The 16,854-nt window shown below is 67.0% G+C and carries 13 protein-coding genes; 4 read left to right on the top strand and 9 right to left on the bottom strand.

Translation table 11 applies throughout. The annotated features are described in order from the left end of the window. Positions 1 to 6 precede the first annotated feature (6 nt). The 5 genes from VFG17_RS06305 to VFG17_RS06325 form a co-directional block, all read right to left on the bottom strand. Positions 7 to 1,053: a cupin-like domain-containing protein gene (locus tag VFG17_RS06305; protein ID WP_325028603.1), complete on the bottom strand. Its 1,047-nt coding sequence runs from the start codon at positions 1,051 to 1,053 to the stop codon at positions 7 to 9. Then, the gene (locus VFG17_RS06310; protein ID WP_325028604.1) at positions 1,046 to 2,521 is read right to left on the bottom strand and encodes a tryptophan 7-halogenase; all 1,476 of its coding nucleotides are present in this window, start codon (positions 2,519 to 2,521) and stop codon (positions 1,046 to 1,048) included. Before VFG17_RS06310 ends, VFG17_RS06305 begins: the two co-directional genes overlap by 8 nt. Next, positions 2,518 to 4,056, bottom strand: coding sequence for a tryptophan halogenase family protein (locus VFG17_RS06315; RefSeq protein ID WP_325028605.1), 1,539 nt, complete (start codon positions 4,054 to 4,056; stop codon positions 2,518 to 2,520). Before VFG17_RS06315 ends, VFG17_RS06310 begins: the two co-directional genes overlap by 4 nt. 74 nt (positions 4,057 to 4,130) lie before the next feature. Next, positions 4,131 to 7,472, bottom strand: coding sequence for a TonB-dependent receptor (locus VFG17_RS06320; protein ID WP_325028606.1), 3,342 nt, complete (start codon positions 7,470 to 7,472; stop codon positions 4,131 to 4,133). Positions 7,473 to 7,786: 314 nt separating this feature from the next. After that, a complete protein-coding gene (locus tag VFG17_RS06325; protein ID WP_325028607.1) occupies positions 7,787 to 9,223 on the bottom strand; it encodes an MFS transporter in 1,437 nt (478 codons plus the stop codon). A gap of 145 nt (positions 9,224 to 9,368) precedes the next feature. Between VFG17_RS06325 and VFG17_RS06330 the strand changes: the two genes are divergently transcribed. Genes VFG17_RS06330 through VFG17_RS06340 form a run of 3 tightly spaced genes read left to right on the top strand, consistent with a single transcriptional unit; the run spans position 9,369 to position 11,986 of the window. After that, positions 9,369 to 10,373, top strand: coding sequence for a LacI family DNA-binding transcriptional regulator (locus VFG17_RS06330; RefSeq protein ID WP_325028608.1), 1,005 nt, complete (start codon positions 9,369 to 9,371; stop codon positions 10,371 to 10,373). 33 nt (positions 10,374 to 10,406) lie between these two features. Then, positions 10,407 to 11,573 carry an iron-containing alcohol dehydrogenase gene (locus VFG17_RS06335; protein ID WP_325028609.1) on the top strand — a complete coding sequence of 389 codons (1,167 nt, stop codon included), beginning with the start codon at positions 10,407 to 10,409 and terminating at the stop codon, positions 11,571 to 11,573. A 2-nt stretch (positions 11,574 to 11,575) separates the two neighbouring features. Next, complete coding sequence (locus VFG17_RS06340; protein ID WP_325028610.1) at positions 11,576 to 11,986, top strand: GNAT family acetyltransferase; 411 nt, start codon at positions 11,576 to 11,578, stop codon at positions 11,984 to 11,986. 6 nt (positions 11,987 to 11,992) lie between these two features. Here the strand turns inward: VFG17_RS06340 and VFG17_RS06345 are convergent, their stop codons facing one another. The 4 genes from VFG17_RS06345 to VFG17_RS06360 all read right to left on the bottom strand — a co-directional run bounded on the left by VFG17_RS06345 (position 11,993) and on the right by VFG17_RS06360 (position 16,109). Next, positions 11,993 to 12,409: a GFA family protein gene (locus VFG17_RS06345; RefSeq protein WP_325028611.1), complete on the bottom strand. Its 417-nt coding sequence runs from the start codon at positions 12,407 to 12,409 to the stop codon at positions 11,993 to 11,995. Positions 12,410 to 12,615: 206 nt separating this feature from the next. Continuing rightward, positions 12,616 to 13,518, bottom strand: coding sequence for an aldo/keto reductase (locus tag VFG17_RS06350; protein WP_325028612.1), 903 nt, complete (start codon positions 13,516 to 13,518; stop codon positions 12,616 to 12,618). A 3-nt stretch (positions 13,519 to 13,521) separates the two neighbouring features. Continuing rightward, entirely contained in the window at positions 13,522 to 14,364 is an 843-nt protein-coding gene (locus VFG17_RS06355; RefSeq protein WP_325028613.1) for an amidohydrolase family protein, read from the bottom strand. Positions 14,365 to 14,477: 113 nt separating this feature from the next. Then, positions 14,478 to 16,109: a sulfatase-like hydrolase/transferase gene (locus VFG17_RS06360; RefSeq protein WP_325028614.1), complete on the bottom strand. Its 1,632-nt coding sequence runs from the start codon at positions 16,107 to 16,109 to the stop codon at positions 14,478 to 14,480. 121 nt (positions 16,110 to 16,230) lie between these two features. Here VFG17_RS06360 and VFG17_RS06365 point away from each other — a divergent pair, with 121 nt between their 5' ends. Then, positions 16,231 to 16,854: a TetR/AcrR family transcriptional regulator gene (locus VFG17_RS06365; RefSeq protein ID WP_325028615.1), complete on the top strand. Its 624-nt coding sequence runs from the start codon at positions 16,231 to 16,233 to the stop codon at positions 16,852 to 16,854.

Below are 16,854 nucleotides of genomic sequence, written 5' to 3' on the forward strand. Positions count from 1 at the left end.
AGGTCGTTATGTCCGGAAAGCCGCCGTCAACTGCCGCCGCAACGACGCGCGCGCCTCAGGGCGCATCGCGCCGAGCGCGCCGCGCAGCGCCGCCGGAATATGCGCCGCCGACAGCGCGGGATCGCCGAACACATGGGTGTCGAACATTGCGCGCCAGTAAGCGCGTTCCCCGGGCGGCAGGTCCCTGAGCGCGAGCAGCGCCGCGAGAAAGACATTGTTCGGCTTTTCGACGCCCGTCGCCGCATCGCCCCACCAATAATTGACCATCGCATTATAGGGATCGAGCGAGGCGACATGGTGCCACCAGTAGCGGGGGATGAAGATCGCATCGCCGGGATCGAGCGTCGCGACGCGCGCGGCGGCGAGCGCGTCTCGGAAGTGCGGAAAACGGTCGAAATCGGGGTCCTCCGGATCGACGAGCGACAGCGGCGGCGGATTGTCGAGCGGCCCGATATAGAGGTTCGCGACCTGTTCGGGCGGGAACAAAACGAAACGCCGACGCCCCGCGATCACGCAGGCGAGATTATGGTCGCGGTCGTTGTGCGTCTGCGTCTTCACCGCGCCGCCGAGCCACAGTTTCGGACCGACATCGGCGGGGAGCAGCGGCATCGGGTTCTGGCGGACGAAATCGGGCAGCGCGTCGGCGAGCGGCAGCATCTGGATCGCGAGCGTCGGCGCATTTTCCTGCCCGGTCAGCGCCTCGATCCGCGCCAGCGTGGCCCGCAGCGGCGCCTGCCGTTTGTTGAAGGTGAATTCGCGCAGGTCGGTGCGATAGGCAAAGCGACCGCGCGCCCGCGCGGGCGCCTCCATCACCGGCACGGGCGACCCGCGATCCATGCCCGCCAGATAGGCGTTAAGGCGGCCGGGCGAATGGCGCCCGGCCGCCAGCGCGACCCAGTCGTCGAACAACCCCTTGACGACGACAGGCATTCCGGCCGCGACGAGCGCGGCGAAGTCGGCGGGTGCGGGCGCGCCGCGCGCCGCGATACGCGGCAAGCCGTCGAGCGGCGAATGCGGCGGCCGGCTGCGATCGAGGCGCGCGGGTTCAACCATGCGCGGGCTGCAGGATGCGCGCGAGACAGGCGTCGTGCGTCGGCTGGCGCAGCACCGCTTCGCGCACAAAGCCGAGCATCTTGCGGAAATGCGCCTTCACTTCGTCGGGGGGAAGCCGGTCGGCGGCGGGGCGCCAGCTTTGGGGGAGAATCCCGTGCCCGACGAGCAACGCGCGCCAGCTGTCGGGCGGCAGGCTTTCATCCTCCAGCGGCGGAAGTTCGCCGCGTGCGGTGAAGAGATCGATGCGGTGCGCGAGTTCGTCAGGCATCGGCAGCGCGCGCGCGCTGTCCCAGAAAGCGCCCGAATAGCGCTGAAGCGCATGATGCGCCGCCTGGAATTCGGCGACGCGGGCGAAATGCGAGCGCAGGACGCGATTATATTCGGCGCGCCGTGCGGCATAGCCGGCGCCGTCGGCGGGATAGGCGGCGAGCAGATGGACGATGCAGAGTTGCAGGGCGTGTAGCGCGAAGCCGTGGGCGGGATCGAAGACGCACGCCGCATCGCCGAGAGCGATAACATTGTCCGTCCATGGCTCCGCCGCGACGCCCGCCGCGAACGGGCGGATCGTCACCGCGTCGAGCGACAGCCCGGCGATACTTTGCGCCGCTCTCAGCGCCGCTTCATCGGTCGTCGATGCGTGCGAAAAGACATGTTCGATGTGGATATGCGTCAGGCTGGGGAACAGGCCGGTCCACCCGCCCGCGCTCGCGCGAATCTCGGCATAGGCGGGAAGCGCGGCGGGGCGCGGCGCGACCGCGCTCAGCACCCGGTCGCCGGGAGTGTCCCACGCCTCGAAAGGGCCGCTGGACAACAGGCGTTCGCACGTCAGGTCGGCGAACAAAGCGCTTTCGACCCGCCGTCCGTCGTCGAGGCGCAGCGCCGCGACCCCCTCGCCGCCGCGCTCGACCGCGACGCTCGCGGCTTCGAAAAGCTCGACGCCGAGATGCCGCGCGATCGCCTTCAGGCTTTTGGCGTAAGCGGCGGCGGGCAGATGATAGCCATAGTCGCTGCGGCCATAGACTTCGCTGTCGGTGTCGGGGAAGAACAGCCGCCCGCCGAGCGCCGCGCTCGCGGTCAGCGAGAAATCGTCGAGCCCGACGCCGAGGCCGTAATGGCGCGCCTTGACCCAGTGCGGGAAGAAATCGCCGCCGTTGATGCCCGTGCCATAGGCGCCATAGCTGTGGAGGAAGGACGGCCGCCCCGCACCGCTCGCGTCGACGAAATTCTGCCCGAGCGTGAAGGCGCCGCGCGCGCCGCGCAGCAACGCCGCCTCGTCGATCCCGATCTGGGCGTGCAGCGCCTCGATCGCGGGCAAGGTGGCGTACAGGTCCGCCGTGCCCGCCTCCGCCGGCAGTTCGACCGCGCGCACCGTAACGCCCGCGGGCGCGAGAGCGCGCCGCAGCGCCGCCGCCGCGAGCCACAGCGGCGCGTCGCGGCCGACCAGCGTGATGTCGCGCGCGCCGCTCATGCCACGCTCGCCGCGGGCCGGATCGCGGTCCCCGCCGCGCAATAGCCCGCGATGAAATCGGCATGCGGCGTCATGTCGGCGGCGTTGACCGCGATCCGTTCCGCCAGATCGTCGAGCCGCGCCTGCAGATCCGCCGCCGGCAAGCGATGGGTTAGCGGACTCGCCGCCGACGGCAGAACGCCCTGCCCCTCGAGCACCGACAGCCAGCTGTCGCGCGAGAAAAGGCCAAGCTTGTAATCGGGCGCGACCGCGCTTTCGCGGAACAGCGCGAGCTTGTGCGCGAGGCTGTCGGGCAGCGGCATCGTCCGCACATGGTCCCACAGCGGTTCGCCGATGCGCTCGTTGGCGGTGTAGTGAAACACGAGGAAATCGCGGATGCGGTCGTGGTGGATTTCGAAGAGGCGGTTGAACTCGCGCACCATGCGCGGGTCGGCGCGCTCGCCGCAGCGCGGCATCAGCGCGGCGAGGTCGGTCGTCGCGGCTTGAATCAGGAAGATGCTCGTCGATTCGAGCGGTTCGAGAAAGCCGCTCGCGAGCCCCACCGCGACGACATTGCCCGCCCAACCCGCCGCGCGACGCCCGGCCTGAAAGCGCAGCAGGCGCGGCTCGTCGAGCGCCTCGCCATCGAGCGCGCCGAGCAGCGTCCGCCGCGCCTCCTCCTCGCCGCAGAAGGTGCTGGAAAAGACATAGCCGTTGCCGATCCGGTGCTGGAGCGGGATGCGCCACGTCCAGCCGCCACGCTGCGCGGTCGCGCGCGTATAGGGGGTGAGCGGTTCGACGCTCGCGCACGGCACCGCCAGCGCGCGGTCGCAGGGAAGCCACGCGCTCCAGTCGAGCCACGGCACGCCCATGGTCTGGCCGAGGAGGAGCGAGCGAAAGCCCGAGCAGTCGATGAAGAGATCGCCCGCAACCTCGGCCCCCGAGGCCAATGTCAGGCGTTCGACGTCGCCGCTTTGCGCGTCGCGCCTTACATCGACCACCTTGCCCTCCAGACGCCGGATGCCGCGCGCCGTCGCCCATGCACGCAAGTATGCGGCGTAGAGCCCGGCGTCGAAATGATAGGCATAGCTGTAGGTCGAGCGGATCGATTTGGGATCGGTGTTCGGATGCTCGAAGCCGTTGGCGCGCGCCGCGGCGACCGCGAAGCTATAATCCTGGAGCGAGCGGTTGTCGGTCCCCGCGAGCCGCGCGCGCGCCCAATGGTGCTGGAAATCGGCACTCGCCCAGCGATCGCCGAAGGTGCCGAAGGGGTGGATATAGCGCGCACCCGGACGCAGCCAGTCGGCGAACTCGATGCCGAGCTTGATGGTGCCGCGGGTCGCGCGCATGAACTCGGCCTCGTCGATACCGAGCATGTCGTTGAAGCTCTTGATGTGCGGCAGCGTCGCTTCGCCGACGCCGACGGTGCCGATCTCGTCGCTCTCGATCAATGTGATGTCGTAATCGGCCGCCGCGAGCAGGCCCGCAAGGCCCGATGCGCACATCCAGCCCGCGGTGCCGCCGCCGAGGATTACGATGCGATAGGGTTCCGCCATGCCGTTCCGTCGCTCCCGCAGAACCGGCCGGAAGCGCGGCCGCCCGAACGAGCGGCCGCGCTTCCGCCGGGCTATCAGAACTTCACGCGCGCGCCGAACTGGAAGCGCCGGTCGACGCGGCCCCAGTTGGCATCGCGATAGACGGGCTTCGCCCCCGGGGTCAGCGGCGTGTCGCCGAAGATCTGCTGCTGATAGACCGTCGTCGTATTGAGCAGATTCTGGCCCTCGACCGACAGCTCGAGCCACGGCGTCGGCGAGATGCGGAGCGACGCGTCGAGGAAGCCGACCGATTTCTGGAACACCGGCAGGCCGATGCAGCAGTCGAGATTGTTGGTCAGGAAGCGCGAGCGCCAATTATACGCGACGCGGAAGGCGACCGGTCCCTTTTCATAGAGGCCGACAAGGTTGAAGGTGTGCTTCGAAATGCCGGCGAGACGGTGCGAATCCATCACCACACCGCGGCCGCCCGACACGTCGAGCCCGGCACCGAAGCCGCCGGTGCCGCCGCCGTCGAGCGCGCCCTGCGTCACCAGGTTCGAATTGCTGATCCCGCTCTGCCGGACGTGGGTGTAGTTCGCCTGCGCGCCGAGGCCGCTGAGCAGGCCGGGCAGGAAGTCGAAGAAGGTCTGGAAACCCGTTTCGAAGCCATAGAGCTCGCCGCCGTCCTTCACGTTACGCGGCCCGCGCATCAGCACCGTCTGTTCGGACCCGTTGTTGGTGAAAAGGCGCTCGAATTCGCCGTAAGCCACGGTGTTGCGCAGCTTTTTGTAGAAAATGTCGGCGTGGAACGAGGTGCTGCCGGCATAATGTTCGAAGGTGAGGTCGAACTGGTCGGCAAGGATCGGCTTCAGTCCGGCAAAGCCCGATTCGGCGCGGAAGGTGAAGTTATAGCCGGTGATGTTGCCCGCACCGTCGCGGACGATGTTCGGGCTGTCGGCGCTCGCATCGAACGACGGCGTCTGGATCGCGACGAAATTCCGGAGCAGACCGAAATCGGGCCGCGCCATCGCCCGCGAATAGGCGAAGCGGATGAAATTATTGTCGTCGAGCCCCAAGCGAACGTTGAAGCTGGGCAGGACCGTCGTGTAGTCGGCCTTCAGATTGTTCGGCACGGCCGCGCCATTGGCAAAAGCCAGTATCTCGGGCGTCAGGAAACAGGCCGGATTGACGACGTCGCCCGGCGGCAGCGGCGTCCCGCATGGCCGGTTGAGCACCGGGGTGAAGATCGACGATTGCGGGAAGCCGACATTGCCGACGCTGTCGATGTCGGTGCGCACGACGCGCACGCCGATATTGCCGCGGACGTTCATCCCGCCGAGCATCGCATTGTCGCCGCCAAAGCCCAGCATCGCGTAGGCCGCCTTGGTCTTTTCGGTGACCTCCATCACCTCCGACGGGGTGAAGCAACCGACCGTCGCCTCGGCACGGTCGCAGATCGGCGTCCAGCCGGGCAGGATCGGCGGGCTGACGTTCGAGCCGCGCAATCCTTCGACGAGCCGGTCGCGGTCGCGCAGCGCATCGCGGCTCAGATAGACGAGTTCGCCATTGTCATAGACGCCGCCGTTATAGAAGCCGCCGCCGAGGCTGACCGGTTCGAACAGCCCCTCGCCATAGCCGTTGAAACCCGGACGCGCGCCGCAGCCCGCGGGATAGGGCGCCGCCGAGGTGTTATCGACGTTGAATCCCGGCCCGTTGCAGTTCCACGGCTGCGCGATCGGCGTCCAGTTGAAGGTCGAATAGCGGACATTCTGGTTGCGGTCGGCATAGCGGACGCCGACCTTCAGCGAATCGATCCAGTCATTGCCGTCGAAATCATATTCGGCGTCGGCCTTGAGCGCGAGTTCCTCGGCGTCATTATCCTCGAGATGCGCCTGGATGAAGGGCATCCAGTAATTGTGCGGATTGGCGAGGCCGCCGTCGGCATAGTTGATGTTGGTGCCGGGCAGCAGCTTGATGTTCGGGGTGCCGTCCTTGTTGACGCTATATTCGTAATCGGCGGCCGATGCGGTCGCGACGAGGATATCGTCATTCGTCGTCTTGGCCTTGATCCATTGCGCATCGAAATTCAGCTTGAACCGGTCGGTCACATCCCACTGGATGTTCGCCGACAGGTCGCGCGTGCTTTCGCGATGGTCGAAATTGCGCGCCTCATTCTCGAAATAGAGGCCGTTGCGGTCGGGAACCGCGCAAGCCGAGCCTGGGCCGCAATAGTTGACGAAGGGCAGCCCGGGCACCGCCGAGCCGGTGTCGATCATTTCGGCTTCGCTGCCGAAGCTACCGCGCCAGCTGCCATAGCCCTGGCTGAGCGTCGCCGAGCGCAGCATGCCGTCGGGGCCGAAGGTGAAGCCCGCATTGCCCGTCGGCGTGCGGAGGATCGACGATCCGACGGGGTTGAACGCCGGCGTGCCGTAATAGGTGCCCTCGAGCTTCGCGTGCGAGACATTTTCGAGCCACGCATTGTCGTAGGAGGATTTGATGAACTGCACCGTCGCGCGGACGTCGCCCGTCGGGCTTTCATATTGTCCCGCGAGCGCGATCCCCTCGCGCGTGCGGTCGTAATCGACCTGCGAATAGCGGATGCCGTCGGGAAGATAGGCCCAGCCGGTCCCGCCGAAGGGGTTCGCGGTGCAGGCGACGCTGCCATCGGGGTTGACGATCCCGTTGCCTTCGGCGTCGACCGCGCCCGCCGAGCAATAGGTGCGGATCTTGTCCATGATCACGCTTTCGGTCCGCGTGACGAGATGGCTGCGCGCATAGTCGGCCATCAGCCCGAAGCGGCCGATGTCGGTGTCGAAGGTCTTGCTGACCAGCACCGAAAATTCGCCGTTCCATTTGTCCGACCGGTCGCCATAGGTCGCTTTCGCATTCGCCGCGACGACCAGCCCCTTCTCGTCGAGCGGCAGGCGCGTGCGCAGGTCGACGGTGCCGGCGATGCCGCCCTCGATCATGTCGGCGGTCTGGTTCTTATAGGCATCGACGCGCGACATCAGTTCGGGCGAGATGTCGTTGAAGTTGAGCCCGCGATAGCTGTCGGCCGAAAAACTGTCGCGGCCGTTGATCTCGGTGCGCACGAAGGTGAGGCCGCGGATCAGCACGCCGGCGGGCTCGCCCGAGGGGTGGGTGCTGTCGTCGGTCGACTGCAGCCGCGAAACGGTGATGCCGGGAACGCGCTGAAGCGCGCTCGCCACCGAATTGTCCGGGAAGGCGCCGATGTCGGTCGCGGTGATCGAATCGACGACGGTCAGCGCGTCGCGCTTGCGGTCCTGCGCGTCCTGCAACGCCGCGCGGACGCCGACGACGACGATCTCGTCGCTCGCCGCCGCGCTGTCGTCGGCGGGCGGCGCATCCTGCGCCAGCGCCGGAGACGCCATCACCAGGCCGGCGGTCACCACCGGCAGCGAAGCGCCCCGTAGCATGCGCTTCCGACAATTCGCGAATCCCTTGAGCCTCATCTCTCTCCCCTTCCCATGGCGCCTCCTTTTGCGGAGGCTTCCGTTGCCGACGGCGAGTAAGCTTCCCGCTCAGCATTTGCATGATTTTGCGCATTGTTGCACAAATGGCAAGCGCCTTTTGCGAGGGGTAGGCATCGAGACTATATGACTTTAAATCATATGATTAACTGCGATTTCGGCGTGGAACAGGCGATTTGGAACGAAGCACCGCATACGTTTGCGTCCGATTTCTTTTATGCAAATTATTGCATAAAGCGACGAAGCATACGGATCGAAGGTCAGGATCGCGAGGCGGGAATCGCGAGGGCGGCGAGCGCGGCGGCGCCGAGAAAAAGGGCGGCGAGCGCCAACGCCGGCGCCGGCTGGCCGCCGAACAGATGCTGGACCGCGGCGCCGAGGCAGATCGCCGCGACGAGCTGGGGCACGACGAGGAAGATGTTGTGGATGCCGAGATAGACCCCGACCTTCCCCGCCGGCACGGCGTTGACGATGATCGCATAGGGCAGCGACAGGATAGCGGCCCAAGCGATACCGATGCCCGCCGCGGCGACCCACAGCCACTCCGCGCCGGGCGCGAGCACAAAGCCCGCCATCCCCGCCGCGCCGCACAGCAGGCAGAGCGCATAGGCCCGGCGCTCGCCGATCCGCGCCGCCAGCGCAGGCAGCGCGAGGGCGCCGATCGCGGCGACGCCATTATAGGCCGCGAACAGGATGCCGACCCAGTCGGCCGCCGCGGAATAGGCGGCGGATGCCGGGTCGCTGCTGCCATAATAGCGGCTCGCGACGGTCGGCGCCGCGTAGATCCACAGCGTGAACAGCGCGAACCAGGTGAAGAATTGCACGAGCGCGAGGCGTTTCAGCGCCGCGGGCATATGCGCATAATCCTCGCCGATCTGGAGCAGGCCGAGCGCGTCGGCACCGCGCGCCCGGCGCCATGCCGCCGCCATCTGTCCGGCCCCGATCATCAGCGCCGACGCCCCGAGAACGAGCACTTCCCAACGCCAGCGCAGCACGATGGCCACCAGCAGCAAGCCCGCACCCGCAAGGGCGAGGAAGCGGCCGCTCGCGGGGTGCGCGGGGCGATCGACCGGCGCATCGGGCTGACGGCCGCCCGGCGGCGCTGCAGCGAGGCTCACCGGCCGTTCGTGGGTCGAGGCCGCGGTCCAGAAGACCGAAAGCAACAGGCAGGCGCTGCCGATGTAAAAGGCGTAGCGCACGGCGGGGGGCAAAGCGCCTGGCGCCGCGGTTCCCGATACGCCGAACCAGTTGACGAGCGCCCACGGCAGCGACGAGGCGAAGACCGCGCCCGCGCCGATGAAGAAGACCTGGATCGCATAGCCCCTGGCGCGCTGCGCCTCGGGAAGATTGTCCGCGACGAGCGCGCGCGCGGGATCCATGCTGATATTGTTCGAGGCGGTGAGCAGCCAGAGCGCGGCGACCGACGCCCACAGGGTCGCGGCATTGGGCATGATCAGCAGCGCGAGCGCCGTCAGCAGCCCGCCGGCGATCAGGAACGGCCGCCGCCGGCCGAAACGCGATCGCGAGCCATCGCTGAGGTGGCCGACAATGGGCTGGACGATCAGCCCGGTGATCGGCCCCGCGATCCACAACGCGGGCAGCGCGGCGACGTCGGCGCCGAGCGTCTGGAAAATCCGCGTCGTGTTGGCATTCTGGAGCGCCCAGACGATCTGGATGCCGAATAATGCAAAGCACATGTTCCAGATGTGCAAATTCGCGCGGCGGGCGCCGCGCGGAACTCCATTCCCCTGACGCTTTCGCGGGTTATCGACATGCAAATCTTGCATTCCCTCCCCCTAATCGTGCTAACGCATGTCGGCGTCGAACATGGATGGCAAGCTTATGAGCACCAACAATACGAGATTGGAAGACTTGGCAAGGATGGCCGGCGTGTCGATCTCGACGGTGTCGCGCGCGCTCAACGACCATCCGCTGATCAGCCTCGCCACCAAGAAGAAGATCTGGGCGCTCGCGCGCGAGCATAATTATCCGTTCCGCAGCTATATGCCCGCCGCGCCCGTGGGCGCCGAGGGTTCGATCGTCGTCGTCACCCCGCATATGCAGGGCCGCCCGCTTCCGCTGTCGCATCCCTTCTTCCTCGAACTGCTCGCGAGCATCGGCGAAGCGGCGCGCGCGCGCGATTGCGACTTCACCGTCAGCCACACCGCGCCGCGCGACGTCGACGATCTGCTGACGGTGATGAACAGCAGCCGCGCCAATGGCGTGATCTTCCTCGGCCAGGCGATGCTCCACGACGGGTTCAACCAGCTCGCCGACGCGAACAGCAACTTCGTCGTCTGGGGCGCGCATATGCCGGGGCAGAAATATCGCTCGGTCGGATCGGACAATGTGCTCGGCGGGCGCCGCGCGACGCTGCACCTCGCGCGGCTGGGACGCAAGGCGATCGCTTTCGTCGGGTCGAGCGATCCCGAGGCGATGCAGCGTCGCCAGGGCTATCTCGAAGCGCTCGAGGCGAACGGGCTCGACGCCGACCCCGCGCTCGACGTGCGCGTCGATTTCGGTTTCGAATCGGCCGAGCGCGCGCTCGGCCAGCTTCTCGCGCGCGGCCGCTGCCCTGACGCCATCTTCGCGTCGAGCGACCTGATCGCGCTCGGCGCGATCCGCGCGCTGCGCAAGGCCAATCTGTCGGTGCCCAAGGACGTGTCGGTCGTCGGCTATGACGACATGCTGCTCGCGCGACTCAGCACCCCCGCGCTGACGACGATCCAGCAGGATACGCTGGAAGCGGGCCGCCGGCTGGTGTCGCAGGTCATGGACCCGCACGCCGAACAATATCTTGATTATTTGCCGACGCATCTGATTGTGCGCGAATCCTGCGGCGCCTGACGCGCGCCGTCAGATCGCCAAGGAGATGGTCCGTTGAGTATCGCCAGCATCGCCCTGCCCCGCATCCTTCGCATCGGCGGCGGCGCGTCGAAACAGCTGCCCGAAGTGCTCGCGAGTCTCGGGCTGTCGCGGCCGCTGATCGTGACCGACGCCTATCTCGTCAGCAGCGGACGCGTCGCCGAGTTGACCGACGGGCTGGCGGTGGCGGGCATCGCCGCGCGCGTGTTCGCCGAGACCGTGCCCGATCCGACGGTCGCGTCGATCGATGCCGGGGTCGCGTTCCTGAGGGAGGGCGAGCATGACTGCGTCGTCGGCTTCGGCGGCGGCAGCCCGCTCGACAGCGCCAAGGCGATCGCGCTGCTCGGCCTGCATGGCGGGGCGATGGCGGACTATAAGGCGCCGCATGTTCAGGACGCGCCGGGGCTGCCGGTGATCGCGATCCCGACGACCGCGGGCACGGGGTCGGAGGCGACGCGCTTCACGATCATCACCGACGAGGCGACCGACGAGAAGATGCTGTGTCCCGGGCTCGCCTATCTGCCCGTCGCGGCGCTGGTCGATTATGAGCTGACCTTTACGAAGCCGGTGCGGCTGACCGCCGATACCGGGATCGATTCGCTGACCCATGCGATCGAGGCCTATGTGTCGAAGCGCGCGAACCCGTTCAGCGACGGCATGGCGCTGCTCGCGATGCGCGCGATCGCGCCTAATCTGCGTCGCGTATGTGCCGACCCGATGGACGCGGCGGCGCGCGAGGCGATGATGCTGGGCGCGACGCAGGCGGGGATTGCTTTCTCGAACAGCTCGGTCGCGCTGGTCCACGGGATGAGCCGGCCGATCGGCGCGCATTTCCATGTCCCGCACGGGCTGTCGAACGCGATGCTGCTGCCCGCGGTGACCGCCTGGTCGGCGCCCGCCGCGCTCACCCGCTATGCCGACTGCGCGCGGGCGATGGGGGTCGCCGACGAAGCCGAGGGCGACCAGTCGGCGGTGGCGCGGCTGCTGGATGAGCTCGCCGCGCTCAACCGCGAACTCGAGGTGCCGGGACCGGCGGCGTGGGGGATCGACGCGGCGCGCTGGGAAGCGCTGGTCCCGACGATGTGCGCGCAGGCGGCAGCGTCGGGATCGCCCGCGAACAACCCGCGCGTGCCCGATGCCGAAGAGATGGCGGCGCTCTATGCGCAGGTCTGGGCAAGCTAGCGATGGAAATCCGGCGCTATGCGGCATCCGACTTCGACGGCGTAGAAGCGCTTTGGGAAGAGGCATTTCCGAACGATCCGCCGTGGAACCGCGCCGACGTCGCGATCCCGGCCAAGCTCGCTTTCCAACCCGAGCTGTTTTTCGTGGCGCTGGACGGCGGCGCGGTGATCGGGTCGGTGATGGCGGGTTATGACGGGCATCGCGGCTGGCTCTATTCGGTGGCGGTGCGGCAAGCGTGCGAGCGCGGCGGCGTGGGAACGGCGCTCGTCCGCGAAGCCGAGCGGGCGCTGCACGCACTGGGGTGCGAAAAGATCAACCTGCAGGTCCGCGCGGCGAACGAAGCGGTCGTCCAATTCTATCGCGCGCTGGGATATGCGGTCGAGGAGCGTATCAGCCTCGGCCGGCGGCTTTAAGAGCGATCAGTCCGGCGCTGCCTTCACCGGATTGCGCGGATGCTCAGGCAGCGGCAGATCGAGCCACGCGTGGCGCTGCTCGGCCCAGACCGCCTGTTCGGGCATGGGAAAGTCGCGATCGGCAAACGCCCCCGCCGCGACGCCGATCAGGTGCGGGAGCCGATCGGGTTCCCACCACAGCGACGATCCGCAATCGGGGCAGAAATGGAAGGATACGTCGCGGCCGCTGGCCGACGGGCGCTTAAATGACTTGGCGCCCGCGGCAGGCAATGTCACGCGCTCGCGGGGAAAAAAGGCCGCGACGCTGAAGAGCGATCCGGTCCGCCGCTGGCAATCGAAGCAATGGCAGAGCGATACCTTCGCCGGATCGCCGGTGCAGGTGAGGACGAGCTTGCCGCAGTGACAGGAGGCGGTGCGTTCCATGGCGCGAAGGCATATCACCGCACGGCAAGCAAACAAGATGCGCCGATCGCCCCGCCATCGCCGCTTCGTTCATTGACCCGCAAGCTGCACCCTGCTTAAGCGCGCTCGCCCCGCCTCCCGCTCTCCTACGTCTCGATGTGGAGGCGGGGCATCTCTTTCAAAAACCTCCTCATTGCGGGTCCGGGGCGAACCATCGGGCGTAGCGCTTATGGCAGTCGCTCTCCCATCGCGACTTGCAGCACCGCATACCATTCGGCGCGCGTCCAGCGCGGGATGAACGCCTGCGGGATTTCCCTGATCCGTTCGACCTTCTGCGTGCCGACGATCGGGATCGGACGCGCGGGATGCGCCATCGCCCAGCTATAGGTCGCCGCGGCGCGCGAGACGTCATATTCGGCGGCTTTCGCGTCGAGCAACGCGGCGACCGACCGCCCGCGATCGTCGGCCGGGTCCCCAAGGCGGCCGCCGCCGAGCGGCGACCAGGCGAGGAAGGCCATGCTCTGCTCCATCGACTGGTCGAAGAGGCCATCGAAGAGCGGGGCGAGATGGAGCGGTGAAAATTCGCTTTGATGGCTGACCAGCGGGACCGAAAGCAAGCGGGCCAGCGCCGCCGTCTGGGCCGGCGTGAAGTTGGAGACGCCGATTGCGCCGATCTTGCCGTCGCGGTGCGCCTCTTCGAGCGTGCGGGCGATTTCCTGCGGGTGGGCGAGCAGATCGGGACGGTGAATCTGCCATAGTTCGACCCGGTCGGTGCGCAGACGGCGGATCGAAGCGTCGATCGCCGACGCCAGATAGGGTGCGCTGCTGTCATAGGGCACGCCCGGGATGATCCCGCCCTTGGTCGCGAGGACCATCGCGTCGCGAAGCCCGGGGGCTTCGGCGAAGACCTCGCCGAGCAGGGCCTCGGCCGAACCGAAGCCGCCGGGCGTGTCGAAGCCGTAGATGTCGGCGGTGTCGAACAGCGTCACGCCCGCCTCGAACGCCGCGTCGATGCGCGCGCGGGCTGTCGCAAGATCGACGCCGGCGAAGCGCCACATGCCCCAGGCGATGGGCGCGACCGCGTGCCCGGCGATGTCCACAGGAGCGGGAGCGGGAAGATGGACCGGCATCGGTCAGAGCCCGAGCAGCTTGCGCGCGTTGCCCGAGCGGATCTTCGCGCGCTCCTCGTCGGTGAGGTCGAGCTTCGCGAAGGCCTCGAGCGTTTTGGGCAGCGAAATCTGCGGAAAATCCGACGCGATCAGCACATGGTCGACCCCGACGTTGCGGATCGTCCAGACATATTCCTCCTCGATCGGCGAGTCCGCCGCGAGGATCACGCTCGCCGAAATGTCGAAATAGATATTGTCGGCGAAGAGATTTTCGGCGGTGCGCGCGAGCGCGAGGATATTCCAGAAACGGAAGCCGAGCCCGCCCATATGGCCGAAAATGAACCTGGTCTTCGGCGCCGCGAGCGCGAGGTTGAAGAGTTTCTCGTTATCGCTGGGAACGATGCTGGCATTGTCCATCACGACGATCATGCCCTTCTCGCCCGCGTGCTTGACGAGCGTCAGCACGCGCGGGTCGGCGGCGTCGAATTTCTGCGTATGCGGGTGGATCTTGAGCAGGCGGACCCCGCGCGCGGCGACGCGGTCGACCTCGGCGAGCGCGGCATCGCCATCATAAGGATGGACCGTCGCGATCGCGATCATATCGGGATTCTTCGCGGCGAGCGCGATCAGCGCGTCATTGCGTTTGGCTATATCGCCAGGATTGCCCGCGAGCGCCTGATTCGGACCACCGAACCACATCGCCCCGAAGGCGTCGACCGACTGGTTCGCGGCTTTCAGTTGCGCCCGATATTCGGCAAGCGACGCCTCGCCTTTGTGGAGGTGAACATGGGTGTCGACGACGGCGTCCTGCGCGAAGGCGGATAGCGACGGCGTAAGCAAGGCGATCGAAAGCAGCAGGGCTCGCATGATGTCTCCAGTGCGCGAGGGGAGGAATGCCCCGACCTGCCACAAAGGATGCGCGCCGCCAATTACCTCGCGACCACCGCGATCGGCTTTTCCGATGCTGGAACGGCCCCGCCTCAGTTGGTCCAGTAAATATAATCCTGTCCGTCCTTCCACGGCGCGTCGAGCGGCACGTCGATGCGCACCGGCCCTTCGACCAGCCCCGGCCAGATCGGCTTGGCCATGCCCCTGTTCTGCGCCTCGATCATCGCGCGCAGTTCGGCGACGCGCTGCGGATCGCGCGCGGCGAGATCGCGGCGTTCGGTCGGGTCGGTCGCGAGATTGTAGAGGCGCGCCTTTTCGGGTCGCTTCGTCACCTGCAATTTCCAGTCGCCCGCGCGCACCGCGCGATAATCGCCCGAGCGCCAGAACATCGCGGGGCGCTTCGCGGGTCCGGCGAGGATATTTTCGCTGTCGATCGTCCGATCCTGCGGCAGCTTCGCGCCGGCCGCGGCAGCAATCGTCGCGAAGATGTCGAGGTGCCCCGTGACGTCGGTCCGCTGCGTTCCCGCCGCGATCCCGCCCGGCCAGCGCATGAACAGCGGCGTGCGGATGCCGCCCTCGAAGAAGGTCGCCTTCCAGCCGCGGAACGGCGCGTTCAGGTCGGGCATGCCATTATACCAGGCGCCGCCATTGTCGCTGGTGAAGATGACGAGCGTATTGTCGTCGATTCCGGCTTCTTTCAGCTTTGCCATCACGTCGCCGATGCGGCGGTCGAGCTGCGCGATCATCGCGCCGTAAACGCGCGTCTTGTGATCCTTGATCTGCGGCAGCCGGTCGTAGTCGGCCTTGGTCGCCTGCAGCGGCGTGTGCGGTGCGTTGAAGGCGAGGTACATGAAGAAGGGACGGTTCCGGTTCGCCTCGATCGCCTCGATCGCCTCGTCGGCGAAATAGTCGGTCATATGCCCCTTGGGATGGAAGCGCTGGCTGCCGTTGAAGGTGACGGCGTGGCGCAGATTCGCCCAGATGAAACGATCGATCGGGTCCCACGCCAGCTTGGCGTCGACGCCGTTCGAGTCCCCCTCGGGCAGGAACATCGCAGCGCCCGCAAGGATCGCCAGGCTTTCGTCGAAACCTTGCGCCTGCGGCTGAAGCCGCGGCGCTTCGCCCAGATGCCATTTGCCTATGTGGAGCGTGTGATAGCCCGCCGCCTTCACCGCCTCGGCGATCGTCACCTCGCTCGCGGGGACGCCCATGTCGGGATAGGCGGGAATGTCGGGGGTGATCAGTTCGTCGTGGAAGATCGCGCGGTGCGGTCCGACCCCTTCGCCATGTGCCAGATTTTCGGCGAACTCGACCGGGACCGCGGTATATTCGAAACCGAAACGCGTCGGATAGCGCCCCGTCATCATCGCGGCGCGCGACGGCGAGCAGGTCGCGTTCGCGGCATAGGCGGTGGTGAAATCGACGCCTTCGCGCGCGAGCGCGTCGATGTTGGGCGTCTTGACGACCCCCGCCACCCCGCCGCCGTTGAGGCTGATGTCGTTATAGCCGAGGTCGTCGGCGACGATCAGGATGATGTTCGGCGGGCGCTGGCCCTCCGGCGCTTTCGCAGGGCCTTGCTGCCAGGCGACCGCGCGGTTCGGCTGCACGGGATCGTTCCAATCCTGGAGGATGCCGGGAATGCGATATTTATTCGCCTCAAAGGCCCAATATCCGCCGGCGCCGGCGAGCAACAATGCGCAGAGGGCGATCCATCTTTTCTTCATTATCGTCCCCCATATCGCGGTGTCTACGGCCCCGAAAACTATTGACACTATATGTGCCACTATATTGGCCGGCACGCAAGATTGTTTGACCCCGGCGCCAAGTCGGGCCAGCAGGGACGCCATGGCGACAGAGCCCGGAAAATCGAACGCGCAAGAACTCGCACCATCGCGGGTCGACGGCCGCCGCGAGCGCGGGCGGTCGAGCCATCGGCGCATCGTCGAGGCGATGATGGAGCTGATCGTCGGGGGCGACCTGTCGCCGAGCGCGGCGCGCGTCGCCGAGGAGGCGGGCATTGGGCTGCGCACCGTGTTCCGCCATTTCGACGATATGGACGCGCTTTATGCCGAGATCACCGCGACGATCACCGAGGAGGTGATGCCGATCGTGATGGCGCCCTATCCCGACCAGCCGTGGCAGAGCAATATCCGCGAGCTCGTCGGCCGGCGCGTGCGGGTGTTCGAAACGACGCTGCCCTTTCGCCTCGCCGCCAATATCAAACGCTATCAGTCGCCGTTCCTGATGGGGCAATATAGCCGCGTCGTGATGCTCGAACGCGAGCTGATCCTGCGCCTGCTACCGGCGGCCGTGCGCGCCGACCGGATCGGCGTCGAGGCGCTGTGCGCCGCGCTGTCCTTTCACAGCTGGCGCACGCTACGCCACGATCAGAGCCTGTCGGCCGAGGAAGCGGGCACGGTGATGGCGCGCATGGTAGAGGCGCAGATGGCGGTGATCGCCGCCGACTGA

The sequence above is a fragment of the Sphingopyxis sp. genome (genome assembly GCF_035686825.1).
In the GTDB taxonomy this organism is placed as follows: Bacteria; Pseudomonadota; Alphaproteobacteria; order Sphingomonadales; family Sphingomonadaceae; genus Sphingopyxis.